Source organism: Leifsonia sp. NPDC102414 (assembly GCF_044765685.1).
Classification (GTDB): domain Bacteria; phylum Actinomycetota; class Actinomycetes; order Actinomycetales; family Microbacteriaceae; genus Leifsonia.
In genome coordinates this window covers 19,656-32,264 of sequence record NZ_JBIWKN010000006.1, presented here as the reverse complement: position 1 = coordinate 32,264, position 12,609 = coordinate 19,656, and the positions used below count along the sequence as shown (strand labels likewise).

Here is a 12,609-nt window from a genome sequence, read left to right as displayed (position 1 = left end):
AAGGAACACCGATGACCATCCCTCTCAAAGCGGCCCTCACCGCCGCCGCGATCGCCGCACTCACCTTCACAGGCCCGGCGCTCACCGCAACCGCCGACACTCCACCACCGCAGGAAAGCGCGCACCTGCAGTCGACCCTCGCCGACGACGATGCCGGCGACGACGACATCAGCCCCAGTGATCCCCTCCCGGACCCCACCGCGCCAGTCGACCCAATCGACCCCGCCGACCCAGTCGATCCGACCGACCCCGCTGACCCGATCGACGTCGAGATCCCCAATGTGGACCTCCCTGGCCCGGACCACAACGACCTAGCGGTCGACACGGGCATGTTCCCGCCCGGAACCGGGGACCCGGCCGATACCGGGTCCGGCACCACTGGTGGCCGCTCGGGCGGTGGCACGGGTGGACCCGAGTTGGCTCGCACCGGGCTGAACGACGCCTCGCTGATCGCTGCTGGGGCGGCGCTCCTCGCCGCCGGGTTCGGCGCGATCGGGGTGGGGGCACGGCTCCGCGGCCGCGGCCGACACACCGCCACCATCCGCTAGTTCTCTCACCCGCCGTCAATCAGGAGCACTCATGACCAGCATTCACACCAGGCGACCGGCGACCGACAGCGCTGGGTTCTCGGCCGCCGACCTCGAGCACGCGTCCCGTGTTGGACTCTCGGTGACAGGTGGCGGGTGGGCGCAGAGCCTGCCGGCCGGTTGTGGGGTGCCGTCCTGGTTGACGTCGGCCGTCAACGGCCGGATGCAGCACGAGCCCACCAGTGAAGGGCCGGTGCTGTTTCGCACGCACCAGCTCGTCGACGAATGGTTCGCCCTGCAGGACGCCCACCCCGCCGAGCTGTCCGTGACCGTCCACAATCATCCGAACACGGACAGGGTGCGCGGACTGATCCGCGCGATCCGCGACCGCGGCGGCGTCGCGGATGCGGACGTGTGGGTCTTCGGCGACGGCACCACCTACACCGCCCGATTCCACTTGATTTACGGCATCTTCCCCATCCCAACACCGGTAGCCGGCTGGCCGGCCGGGTTCTGGGTGGGGCGGGACCTGCGCACCCTCGGTTTCGAACCGCGACCGGTGGCGGAACGATGACCCGGGCGTGTGTGCACTGCGGGCACGAGCTCACTGACCGGGATGTCCGGTTCTGCTCGATCGGCTGCGGACGTCCGTTGCCGACCTTCTACGCCGCGCACGGGGGAGCAGGGGCATCCCTCCTCGCTGGACTGTTCGGCGTCGACGGCGGCCACTGGTCAACCATCGACCCGGCCGCCGTCCCTCGCCGACACCTGCCGGTCCTGGTCGGCCGCACCCACCTGGTCGGTCTCGAAGCGATCCAACAAGCGCTCGGCAGCCTTGGCGGCCTCTTCGAACTGGTCGTGTTCAACCGGGACAGCCCTGGCCGAATGCCCAAACCGTTGACCGACCGCGCCTACATCATCACCGGCACCGCCAACGCCACCATCACCTGCCCCTTCGTCGCCGCCTGGCGGGCCGACCCCACCGATACCACGGCGAAAGACGCCACCGCATTCATCACCCGCTTCCGCAACCACTACGCCAACTCTTTGGAGAACTCATGAACACCATCACGCTGCTCACCGACCTGCACGCGACGGGGCTGCTGCCAACCATCGAGGGCAAGGAGATCCCCGGCGTCTCCGACACCATCAACACGATCCTCGGCTGGATTCTCTGGCTGGTGTCGGTGGCGTCCCTGTTCGGGCTGTTGTTCATCGGCTTCGCCGGGTTCGAGTCCTACAAGAACAGCCAAGGCGAACAGTTCATGGAAAAGGCGAAATGGTGGCTGATCGGTGCGATCATCGGCTCCAACGCGCCCCGAATCGTGGAGATCTTCTTCCCGTCCCTGAAGCTCACCATCACCCCGCAAGCGATCCCCGGCGTCGGGGACACCGTCAACAACATCATCGGCTACACCATTTGGGTTCTCGGAATCGCCGCCGTGCTCTGCATCCTCGGCCTCGCCCTCGGCGCCGTCCTCGCGTACCGGCACAACGGCATGGAGCACTTCGTCGAGAAATTCAAATGGTTCATCGCCGGTGCCATCGTCGCCTCCTTCGCCACCACCATCGCCGGCGCCTTCTTCCCCGCAGCCGCAGGGCTCGGCGCCTAACCGCCAAGAGAGGAGGACCACTGATGGGCACATCGAAGAAGAATCGTCAGCATAAGCACGAGGCCGGGCAGCGGCCGTGGCGGGACGTGTCCACGTTCGCCGGCGGTCCCGGCCAGAAGTGGACCCGGTGGGCGTCCTGGGGCGTCGTCGGCGGTTTGCTGCTGGTCTGCGCGGCGATCTGGGTAGCCTTCCCCGACCGTGCACCGACGCCGGCTGCAGGACCGGCACCAGCCACGACCACAAAACCGTCCGCACCGGCATCTGCATCGGTGTGCCCGGCGACGGTCGAGTCGACGGAGATTCCGCAGGCCGGCCCAGCCGACATCAGTTGGACGGCACTGTATGGGAACGCCTGGCCTACCTCCGCCGCGATCGGGCCGACGAAGACCGTCGACGGGATCGCGCAGTGCTTCCAGCACTCCCCGGCAGGGGCCGCTCTGGCGGCGGTGAACATCATTCAGTCCACCCGCACGGTCGACACCGTCACCGCGCAGAAGATCCTCGCCACCCAGTTCGTGCAGAACGCAGGTCTCGAAACCGCGACGGCGGAACTGACGAAGACGTACGCCACGCAACCGCCGGAGGGACGGGTATGGGGCCGGGTCGTCGGGTTCAAGGTCGAGTCGTACCGGCCTGATCAGGCGGTGCTGCTCCTGGTGGAGTACTGGCCGCAGCGCGGCCAGTACACCGGCTACGACGTCACCGTCGCCTGGGTTGACGGCGACTGGAAAGTGCAGCTGACCAGTGACGGCCAAACCTCCCGCAACGGCGACATCACCGTCGACCCGACCGGGTTCACCCGCTGGGAAACCCCGGCAACCACCCGATGAGCTCCACCATGACCATCCCGGTCGTCGCGCCGGCGGAGAACGTCAACCTGAACTGTGGATGGTTCGACGGCGCGTGCAGAGTGGCGCAGATCGGCGCGAACATCCAAACCGGTGTCCAGGACGCAGTCACCGATGGCAGCAACGCGGTCCTGAACGGGATCGCCTCGGCGTTCCTGGTGTCGTGGCAGCAGTTCGAGTTGTCCTTTCTGACGTCCTGGACGCAGATGCCGAATCTGGTCGATCTGAACAACCCCGACGGGACCGCCCAATGGCTGTCCGGGGTGCTGCTCGTGTTCACCGGCCTGTTCACCCTGATCGGAATGCTGATCACCTCGGTGTACTTGATGGTCACGCTCCGTGGCGATCGCGCCCGCCAATACGGAGTGTCCCTGGTTGCCGTGCTGATCGTCAGCAACGCCGGCCCCGCCATCATTTACGTCCTCGACCTAGCCGTGCATGGCATCACCAACTGGATCCTGCAGCAAGGCGACATCACCGCCAACGCCTCAGCCACCGAGGCGGTCGCTTTCGCGTCGATGCCGGGCGTGTACTTGATCGCCGCGTTCATCGCCATTATCGGGGTGCTCATCCAGTGGGGCATCATGCTCGTTCGGGCCACCCTCATCCCGCTGTTCGTGGGCGTGTGGCCGCTGTCCGCAGCGGTCGCCACCCTGGGCGGCAAAGCGCCCGCCATGTTCCAGAAGATCACCGCCTGGCTGATCGCATTCCTGATCTACCCGGTCGCCGCCGCGATCGTCTACGTCACCGCGTTCCGGCTGAAGTCCGGGTACGACGGCATCGGCGGCTCCATCGCCGGGATGATCCTCGAAGTTCTCGCCATCTTCGCTCTGCCCGCGATCTTCCGCATCATCGCACCGCACACCGAAGCGCTCGGCAAGGCCTACGGCGGCGCGATCGCGTTGAAAGCCGCGATCACCGTCGCTGAGACCGCGGTCGCTGTCGGTGCAGCAGTCCTCACCGCCGGCGCCGCTGTGGCAGCGTTCGGTGCTGCGAAAGCCGGTGGTGCCGGGGCGGCCGCGCAGAGCTCCGCCGCGACTGCGCCGAACGGGGCCGCCGCATCCAGCGGCGCCGGTGCGGCGGTCGGCGGAGACACGGGCACGGTGACCGGTGCTGACAGCCAGACAGCCCCCGGCGCGACTACCGGCACGCCCTCCGGCGCCCCCGCGGCCAGCGGCAGCACCACCACCACGACTCCACCGGCTACGTCAGGGTCTGCACCGGCAGGGGCGCAACAACACCCGGCAGCGAACACGAATTCTCCCGCTGACCGAGACGACCCCGGGCCGAGACGACGCAGCGACGGGGGTCTGGAAAAGATCTACGCCCGCCAGCAGGCCGCGCAAGCCATCTCGGGCGGCGTCGGCCGTACCGCCCGCGAAAGCCTCGACGACCTCGACGAAACCATCGGAGGAAAACACTCATGACACGACGACTCACCTACGGGGGCTGGTTCGAGAAGAAGTCGCCGGGCCTGTTCAAACTGACCCTGTTCGGCACCGCCGGTCTCTTCGTCGGGATTCTGCTGATCCTCGTCGTCCAAGCCCGCACCCAGTCCTGGATTGCCACGCTCGTGCTGGTGGCAGCTCTGACCGTGTTCGAAGCGCTCTACGGGTGGAAGTACGACGGGAAAACCCTCGCCCGCCGCCGGTCGGAGAAGCACAACCAGAAGAAGCGGGCAAAAGCGGGTGAGACCGACTACATCACCGGGGTGATGAACTCTCTCGCCGGCAACTATGGCGGCCACCCCCTGCCGGGCGTGCTTGCCGACACCGAGATCCTGCACGGTCGCGACGGACGCAACGGCGACTTCGCTGTCATCCACTACCGCTCCCGCGGTCTGTTCGCCGTGACCCTGCGCTGCTACCCGGACGGTGTCGGCACCACCGACCAAGACGACGTCGACCTGATGGTGGCGAAGTTCGCCGCCTGGCTGCACGACCGGGTCAGCCCCGACGACGGGCTCGTCGGCGCAACCGTCACCATCGACACTGCCCCGGCCACCGGCGTGGATCTTGAGGAGAACGTCGCCGGCGCCCGCCACCCGAACGCACCCGCAACCGCCTCCCAGATAATGGACGTCCTCGTCGACGTGCTCCCCGCGAACACGTCCGACTTGACCGGGTATGTGACGTTGGTGTGGAAACGGTCCGCGATGGGCATCGAAACCGGGAACAACGACGACGTCGTCGTCGAGCTCGCCAAACGCCTGCCCGACCACGTCGACGCCCTCGCCGCCGCCGGGGCAGGAGACCCGGAACCCATGCTCGAGGCCGATCTCGTCGAAACTGCACGCCTGGCCTACGACCCCGCCCATCAAGACGCATTCGACCGGCTCCGCGCCCGTAACCAGGCCATCGAACTCGGCTGGGACGACGCCGGACCGGCGTTCCTCGCCGAAACCCGCGAAACCCTGCAACACGACGGGGGAGCATCCTTCACCCTCGAAATGCGCACACCACCGCGCGGCATCGTCTACGAAAACCACCTCCTCCGACTCCTCCGACCGAACCCGGTGTTCCTGCGGAAACGAGTCACGATCTTCTACCAGCCGGTCACGATCGAGAAGGGCCAAACAACTGCAGAGTCCGCGGTGAAAGCCGAAGACTTCACCCAAGCGCAGAAGAAGGGCCGCCGCACTGCCACGAACCGGCGCGACGGCCGCGTCGCCGCCGCGCTCGATGACCAACTCGCCGAAGGCGCCTCCCTGGTGCCCTTCGCCATGATGGCCACCGCCACCTACGCCACCCCCAGTAACCCGGCCCTCGCCACCGACATCGAACGCCGCGCCCGCAACACCCTCAAATCGTTGCTGACCTCCTCCCGGATGCGGGTCCGCGAAGTCAAAGGACTCCAAGCCCCCGCCTTCCACATGACCCTCCCGTTCGGGATCATCCCGTGGGAATTCACCGACAACCCCCTCTGGAAGTAGGACCAGCCGATGACGACACCCTCCACCTCCCGCCTCCGACCGCGCCGACACGAGCCGATCGACCCTGCTGCGCTTCCACGTCACACACGGCGAGCACACCGTTACCGGCCGCCGCGGCGGCTGCCGCTGACCCGGCGCGGCTACGCCGGCGTCGGCGGCGGCCGATGGCGGCTGATGCCCGCCCCCGCCACGTTCGTCGCAGCCAGCGTGCAGGTGTGCGGGCTCTGGCCGTTCATCGTTGGCTCCTCCCGCCCCGACACCGGCGTCCCGCTCGGCGTCGACATGACCAACTCGTCCCTCGTCTACGGAGACCCGATCTCCTGGTTCAAGGCCGGATTCATCTCCAACCCGTCTGCAATGATCTTCGGCCTCCCCGGCCTCGGCAAGTCCACCCTCGTCACCCGGTGGATCATCGGCCTCGCCGACCAGGGCATCCCCTCGATGGTCCTCGGCGACGTGAAGGGCGAATACGCGAAAACGATCCGCGCGCTCGGCGGCCTGGTCATCGAAGCAACCCCCGGCGAGTTCTCGATCAATCCGCTCGCCCTCGGTGCCCTGCATGACGCCGCCGAGCAGATCGAACAGGTCGAGCAGGTGCACGCCGGCGTCGACGACAACGGCACCGACCTCTACAAGCCCGGCCACCAAGTCGCGGGGGAGCTGCGTGCGCTGGCGCTGCAGCAGGCGGCGACCCTGGTGATCGCGTTGTGCCGTCTCACCCGCGGCGGCGACCTGGCCGACTTCGAGGAGACGTTGATCACCACCGCCGTGGCGATCGCGCACGACAGCTACACCAAACCGTCGCTGCACGAGCTCGACCAGATCCTCACCCGCGGGCACCCGGCGCTGGAACGCGCGGCCGTCACCTACACGACCGGCCAATACCAGAAAGCGACCAGGCGGCTGCTGCGCACACTGCGGTCGATTCTGCACGGGCCGATGGGCGCAATCTTCGGCGGCCGCACCACCACGGCGATCCCGGCCGGGATCCCCGGCGGGGTCTGCGTCGACATTTCCACGATGGCCAGAGCGGACAACAAGGTCCTCGCCGCTTTGATGATCGCCGTGTGGGCGCACGGCTTCGCCGCCGTCGACGCCCTCTGGGACCTGTCCCAGGCAGGCCTGGCCGAATGGGTGACCCCGCTGATCGTCCAAGACGAACTCTGGAAACCGATGGGCCTCGCTCCCGGCCTGGCCGAGATGATCGACCAACTCGCCCGCACCAACCGTTCCGCCGGCGTCGGCGAGGTGAAGATCACCCACTCCCCGAAAGATGCCGACGCCCTGCCGACCCGCACAGACCGGGTACTCGCCCTGTCGTTCGCGGAGAAGGCCGGGATGCTCGTCCTGTTCGGGCTGGCCAAGACCGACCTGCACGCCCTCGACGTCACCGCGATCAGCCTCTCCGACGTCGAGCACCAGGCCGTCGCCGGCTGGCGCACCCCCCGCTCATTCCGCTCCAGGAGACGAAACAACGGGCGTCCGAAAGCGCCGCCCGGCGCCGGGAACGCACTGATCAAGGTCGCCGAAGCTCCCGGCATCCCCGTGCACGTCGTCGTCACCCCGGAAGAGCTCGAGCTGCACGACACGAACCAACGGTGGCGCACCAACGCCCGCGAACAACGAGGAGACAACCGATGAACACCGAGGGCACCGGCCGCGCAACTGCACCGGACATTGCTCGCCGCCAGAATGACCGGGAACTCACTATTGGCGAGGCCGCAGGTAAGGTCCGACATGTCGATTGGAACGGAATCCCTGGTGTCGTCACCGAGTTCCTGGTTGACACGGGACAGGCTCGGCCGGACTACGTTGTTGATCTCAGAACCTCCGGTCTGGCCCGGCTGAACCGTGTACCTGCCACGTCCTCAAGTCACCCTGCATGGCCGTCGACGCTTACGGTCGCCGTCACGGGGCCCCACCTCCAGGATGTCCTTGATGCCTGCCAACAGGTGATGTCATCCGCCGGGATCGCCGAGATCTGTCAATTCGAAGCGACCACAGCTCTGTACCATCCAGACGACACCGACACCGGACCGTCGCTGCGTCTTGTCTGCGGACCGGTGGTCGATGTCGCCACCGTCTCAGCCGAGAGGTCGTTCGACAACCTTGTCGGGTCTCGCTTGGCGTGGGGGACATACCTCAGCGAACGGGTAGCTGTCATCCCAGCTCCAAAGCACGGAGAGGTCGAGCCCATGGTTGCTGGGGCGACCCTCATCGTCCGATCTAACAAGGACGGCACGTGGGAGGCACAGACAACCTCATGCGCTGCAAATCACGCCCACCAGGCCGGCAAGGGGTTCGCCACACTCGCTGACGTACTGACCTGGTTCCAGACCGTCGACGACGAGACGTTCGCCGAATACGATCCGCGAGCTATCCGGCCGTTGTTTCATCTGCAGAAGGGAGCTGCCGATGGTTCACGCCTTGTGGTCGCGGTGCGGTGATCATTCCCTCGCTACCGTCGGCCAGGACATGGCTCCAATCCGGTGCCGTCAGCAGCACGAAGCTCGCGTCCGTGCGATAGACGCGATGGGACCAAATGGCCAGCGGGGTTTGCCATGTGATGTGCTGCAGATGGTCGTGATTCTCCTCCGAGTAGGGCAGATGCAACTGAATCTCTTCCCTGGCGCTGTCCTCAAAATCGGTGTCCAACTTCAGCTTGATCCACCGTTCTGCCGCCGCGCGGACGACCTGAATCGAGTCGCGAGCGAATCCTTCGACAAAGTATGCAGCGACATCCAGGCCCTGGACCTGCGCATTCATCTGGGTCAGAGTGCGCCGATAGGCGTAACGATCGGGGCCAGTCCACAACTCGTTCCAGAAGTACCTTGCACGGCTACCGGGCACGCTGAACTTGCGCTCACGAAAAGCGGCCGGGTTCGCCTCGTACTCGCGGGCGGTGCGTACCAGTGCCCGCAGCCCGTGCACGTCGGGTCCATACTGATGCTCGGTCCGTACGGCGCCAGTTTGGGTAGCGGGGGTCTCGCGCGGATCAGGTTCGGGGCCTTGCAAACCGAAGATGCGGCTGATGTGCCGGCGGGTGCCATCGTCGACATGGACGGTACCTTGCGCAGGCGGCACGACCTCATGCGGCAGTGTCAGATCGTGAACGTCGCCTCGGACAACCCCGAACGAACCGTTCACGGTGTGTTGGTTCCCATTTCTGCTCCGCGAGAACGCACCCCTGACCCTGTCATACCGGACAGAGCATCCCACGGTTGTGCAACTCCACGGTCCGGTGAGCCCCGCCGGGGCTACCACGTTGGCGTCCAACACATTGCCGTCTTCATCACGCGCAAACCGCTGATGCCGCATCGTCGAGACCATAGATTCCTTTCCGTGATGACCGACCGGTTTGTTCACCCTTCCCGACACCCTATCCGCCTGTTCGGGCTGGCGAAAACGGACCTGCACGCGCTCGACGCCACCGCGATCAGCCTCTCCGACGTCGAGCACCAGGCCGTCGCGGGCTGGCGTACGCTCCGCTCGTTCCGCGCCCGCCGACGTAACAGCGGCCGACCGAAAACACCACCCGGCGCCGGGAACGCACTGATCAAGGTCGCCAAAGCTCCCGGCATCCCCGTACACGTCGTCGCCACCCCGGAAGAGCTCGAGCTGCACGACACGAACCAACGGTGGCGCACCAACGCCCGCGAACAACGAGGAGACAACCGTTGAACATCCCCCGCACCTTCTTCCTGCTGGCCCGCCGGGCTGTCGCGCTTCTGGTGCTCGGGTCCGGTGTTCTCGTCGGAATCCCGATCGCCGTGAACCTGGCGAACCTGTTCGCGGCCACCGGGTACGCCTACCCGTTGTGGCTGCCGACCCTGCTGCCGCGGTTCATCACTGGCACCCCGGTCCCGGCCGGGACCGGTGTCTGGGTCGGTGTGTTCCTGCTGCTGACGTTGCTGGGGGTGGCGGCCGTGTTCGTCGGCTGGCGTGGCCGGGACGGGTTAGCGTCGGGTCGTGCGCTGAACCGGTACGTGCGCCGGAAGTCGCACCCGGGCCGCGCACCACTGACCGCCCGGCACAGCCAGCCCCTTGGCCGCATCGGCCGGTTTTGGCGGGTCTGGTTCCGGGACATGTACGAGGAGATCCGGATCATGTTCGCTCCGTCCGGGTCAGGTAAGACGGTCCGGTTCGTCGTTCGAGAGATTCTGCGGGCGGTCGGGCCGGTGGTGACGACGTCGACGAAACCAGATGTGCTGCGGCTGACCGCAGGGATCCGTATGAAGTTGTTCCCGAATTCTCGTGTGGTGGTGTTCGACCCGGAAGGACTCACGTACTGGCCATGGAAGGTGCGGTGGGACATCGTCGCCGGATGCGAAGACCCGCAAGAAGCGATCCGTCGCGCCACGGCCATCGTCGCCGCCCGGCCCCTGCAGGGCGACTCGTCATCGTCGAACAGCGGCTTCTTCCACAAGGCAGTGATCATCGTGCTGCAGTGCATGCTTCACGCGGCCGCCGTCGAAGGCCTCACCATGCGGGAGGTGATGACCTGGATGTCGGACTTCTCCGACGACACCCCGTACACGATCCTCACCGACAACCCGAAAGCACGACGCTCGTGGGAGCGGCTGCTGATGAAATACTGCCGCGGCAAGGCGGACGAGACCGTGTCCTCGACCGACATGTCCGCGTCGGGAATCCTCAACGCGTTCGCCGTCGAGTCCATCCTCGAGGCCGTGTGCCCATCAGATGACCCGGACGAGATGCTCAACAGCGACACCTTCCACGCCACGACAGACACGCTCTATCTGATCTGCAAGGGCGAAGACTCACCCGCCTCCACCGTGTTCACCGCGCTCGTCGAGTCGATGCTGAACGCCGCATCCATCGCCGCGACCCGCAGCGAGCGGGGATTCCTGTTCCCGCCGCTGTCGCCGATCCTCGACGAAGCCGACAACGTGTGCCCGATCCCGTCGCTGAAACGGTTCGTCTCCACCGGCCGCGGTGAGGGAATCTTCCTCACCACGATCTACCAGGACTTCCCGCAGCTGGTCGCTCGCTACGGCGAACCATCGGCGCGCACGGTGATCAATAACGCGACCGAGTTGCTGATCCTCGGCGGCCTGAAAGACATCGCCTTCCTCCGGGACATGTCCGAGCTCGCCGGCGATCGGCGCATCCGTCACGCGGATGCCTCCGGTGGGCAATGGGAGCGACGTATCCGACCCGACGACCTGCACGAGCTGCGCGATGGAGACGCGTTGCTGTTCTACCGTTCCCGCCGGGCCGCCCGCATCCACCTGCCCGCCTACTGGGAGACAGAGGACGCCGACCTGTACGAGTACGGCAAACGTCGCGTGCGGGACCTGGAACGCGCCGGCCGAGAAGCGGCCGGAGCAACCGATGAAACGGAGGACATGGCAGCATGAGCGACAACACCCCGGACGATGAATACGACGCCTACTTCGACGGCGAGCACGACGACACAGAGCCGTACGTGGACCCGGGCACGGGTCAGATCGTTGACCCGGACGACCCATTCGCGATCATGGCCGGACACCTGAAGACCTTGTCCGAAGCGGTCAAGGCGCAGTCCGAACGCCAGGACAAGTTCGAAGAGCAAATGAACGCGCTCCCTGATGGGAAGTGGGCATGGGCGTCTCTGAAAACGGAGGAAAAGGGGAAGCTCTGGCGTGAGCTCTACGCGTGGGTGGCCTGGCTCGACGACCGCTACCTACGCCACATCGGCGCCGACAAGGTGCGCCTCGTCCCCAACTGGTACCGGCACCCGGTGGCGGTCGAACTGCTCACCGCACTGATGGTCGCCCACCAATCCGCGTACCAACGGAAAGCGTCGAAACCGTCGTTCACGCTCGTTGAATGGCACGAACGCTGCCTGTTCCCCACCTTCACCAGGCTCGAGCAGTTGGGCCTTTTTCCGACCGCCACCGACAGCGAAACCTGGGACGGTCCGACCGTGCGCCCGAACCGGCGCGACGACGATCGGTTCAACGCATTTGTGAACGACGCGCTCTCGCCAGCACCGACGCCGCCCAGCCCAACCAGAGACGCTGACGACGCATCCGGAGTGGATGCTCGCGGCGATTAGGCCGGGCTGGACCGGACGTGACGATGCCGACGGCCACACGGTCGTCGGCATCGTCACGTTTCCTCTTCTCGGGTGTTACCCCTGAGCAGCCGTTGGACCTCTCGCCCCGTGCACACAGCTTCCCGGCGGCGTAGGGGTCGCCGTAGCTTCGCTAGGCGGTCACGAGGTTCATGTTGCGACTGTCGACATGTGACTCGAAGAGGGTTATGGACAGCGCTCGTTCCGGCCCCCTAGGTTCGCCTTAATACGAGCCATTTCGAAAAGTCCGGGGGACAGCTTGAAACGAGTGGTCGGCATAATGGTGGCCGTTGCTGCGGTAGCGGGATTGGCATGGACATTGGGTGGGTCATCCCCTGCCTACGCCTCACAAGGGGCTTCGGTCACGGTAAACGCCCTGAGCCGAACAGCCTCTGGATCTCTGGCCTACGACGTGAATGCCAACTACTCGGACCTAGCGGCAAGCGGCAATATATGCGCGGTGGACTTTCGAAGCTGCAACGTCTACGTGGAGGTCCAGTATGCGGGGGACGGTTCTGTCCACGCGCTCGGGTCTGCGAATCTCTACAGCACCAACGGCACTGGCTCCACGAGATTTTCATCGACTACTTCAGCTCCGAAGATCTCGGCG

At 66.0% G+C, this 12,609-nt stretch carries 13 protein-coding genes; 12 read left to right on the top strand and 1 reads right to left on the bottom strand.

Annotated features, from left to right (window positions below):
* Window positions 1-11: 11 nt before the first annotated feature.
* The 9 genes from ACIRCZ_RS18655 (at window position 12) to ACIRCZ_RS18615 (ending at window position 8,367) form a co-directional block, all read left to right on the top strand.
* Window positions 12-548: a hypothetical protein gene (locus ACIRCZ_RS18655; protein WP_402855851.1), complete on the top strand. Its 537-nt coding sequence runs from the start codon at window positions 12-14 to the stop codon at window positions 546-548.
* Between the two features lie 31 nt (window positions 549-579).
* Window positions 580-1,101, top strand: coding sequence for a hypothetical protein (locus ACIRCZ_RS18650; protein ID WP_402855848.1), 522 nt, complete (start codon window positions 580-582; stop codon window positions 1,099-1,101).
* On the top strand, window positions 1,098-1,589 hold the full coding sequence (locus ACIRCZ_RS18645) for a hypothetical protein (protein WP_402855845.1): 492 nt from the start codon (window positions 1,098-1,100) through the stop codon (window positions 1,587-1,589). Before ACIRCZ_RS18650 ends, ACIRCZ_RS18645 begins: the two co-directional genes overlap by 4 nt.
* Window positions 1,586-2,140 (top strand): hypothetical protein, encoded by a 555-nt coding sequence (locus ACIRCZ_RS18640; protein WP_402855842.1) that lies wholly within the window; start codon window positions 1,586-1,588, stop codon window positions 2,138-2,140. The genes ACIRCZ_RS18645 and ACIRCZ_RS18640 overlap by 4 nt, the downstream gene beginning before the upstream one ends.
* Window positions 2,141-2,163: 23 nt before the next feature.
* Window positions 2,164-2,970 carry a hypothetical protein gene (locus ACIRCZ_RS18635; protein WP_402855839.1) on the top strand — a complete coding sequence of 269 codons (807 nt, stop codon included), beginning with the start codon at window positions 2,164-2,166 and terminating at the stop codon, window positions 2,968-2,970.
* 8 nt (window positions 2,971-2,978) lie between these two features.
* Window positions 2,979-4,415, top strand: a complete 1,437-nt coding sequence (locus tag ACIRCZ_RS18630; protein ID WP_402855836.1) for a hypothetical protein — start codon at window positions 2,979-2,981, stop codon at window positions 4,413-4,415.
* On the top strand, window positions 4,412-5,920 hold the full coding sequence (locus ACIRCZ_RS18625) for an SCO6880 family protein (protein ID WP_402855833.1): 1,509 nt from the start codon (window positions 4,412-4,414) through the stop codon (window positions 5,918-5,920). The genes ACIRCZ_RS18630 and ACIRCZ_RS18625 overlap by 4 nt, the downstream gene beginning before the upstream one ends.
* A 174-nt stretch (window positions 5,921-6,094) precedes the next feature.
* Window positions 6,095-7,561: a hypothetical protein gene (locus tag ACIRCZ_RS18620; protein ID WP_402855830.1), complete on the top strand. Its 1,467-nt coding sequence runs from the start codon at window positions 6,095-6,097 to the stop codon at window positions 7,559-7,561.
* Window positions 7,558-8,367, top strand: a complete 810-nt coding sequence (locus ACIRCZ_RS18615; protein ID WP_402855827.1) for a hypothetical protein — start codon at window positions 7,558-7,560, stop codon at window positions 8,365-8,367. The genes ACIRCZ_RS18620 and ACIRCZ_RS18615 overlap by 4 nt, the downstream gene beginning before the upstream one ends.
* Here the strand turns inward: ACIRCZ_RS18615 and ACIRCZ_RS18610 are convergent.
* Window positions 8,297-9,067 (bottom strand): hypothetical protein, encoded by a 771-nt coding sequence (locus ACIRCZ_RS18610; RefSeq protein ID WP_402855824.1) that lies wholly within the window; start codon window positions 9,065-9,067, stop codon window positions 8,297-8,299. The two genes, ACIRCZ_RS18615 and ACIRCZ_RS18610, sit on opposite strands and share 71 nt — an antisense overlap.
* Window positions 9,068-9,262: 195 nt before the next feature.
* Between ACIRCZ_RS18610 and ACIRCZ_RS18605 the strand changes: the two genes are divergently transcribed.
* From ACIRCZ_RS18605 to ACIRCZ_RS18595, 3 genes are read left to right on the top strand one after another with little or no spacing between them, the layout of a single operon-like run.
* Complete coding sequence (locus ACIRCZ_RS18605; protein ID WP_402855821.1) at window positions 9,263-9,601, top strand: hypothetical protein; 339 nt, start codon at window positions 9,263-9,265, stop codon at window positions 9,599-9,601.
* Window positions 9,598-11,301, top strand: coding sequence for a type IV secretory system conjugative DNA transfer family protein (locus ACIRCZ_RS18600; RefSeq protein ID WP_402855818.1), 1,704 nt, complete (start codon window positions 9,598-9,600; stop codon window positions 11,299-11,301). Before ACIRCZ_RS18605 ends, ACIRCZ_RS18600 begins: the two co-directional genes overlap by 4 nt.
* Complete coding sequence (locus ACIRCZ_RS18595) at window positions 11,298-11,981, top strand: hypothetical protein (protein ID WP_402855815.1); 684 nt, start codon at window positions 11,298-11,300, stop codon at window positions 11,979-11,981. Before ACIRCZ_RS18600 ends, ACIRCZ_RS18595 begins: the two co-directional genes overlap by 4 nt.
* The last annotated feature ends 628 nt before the right edge of the window (window positions 11,982-12,609 follow it).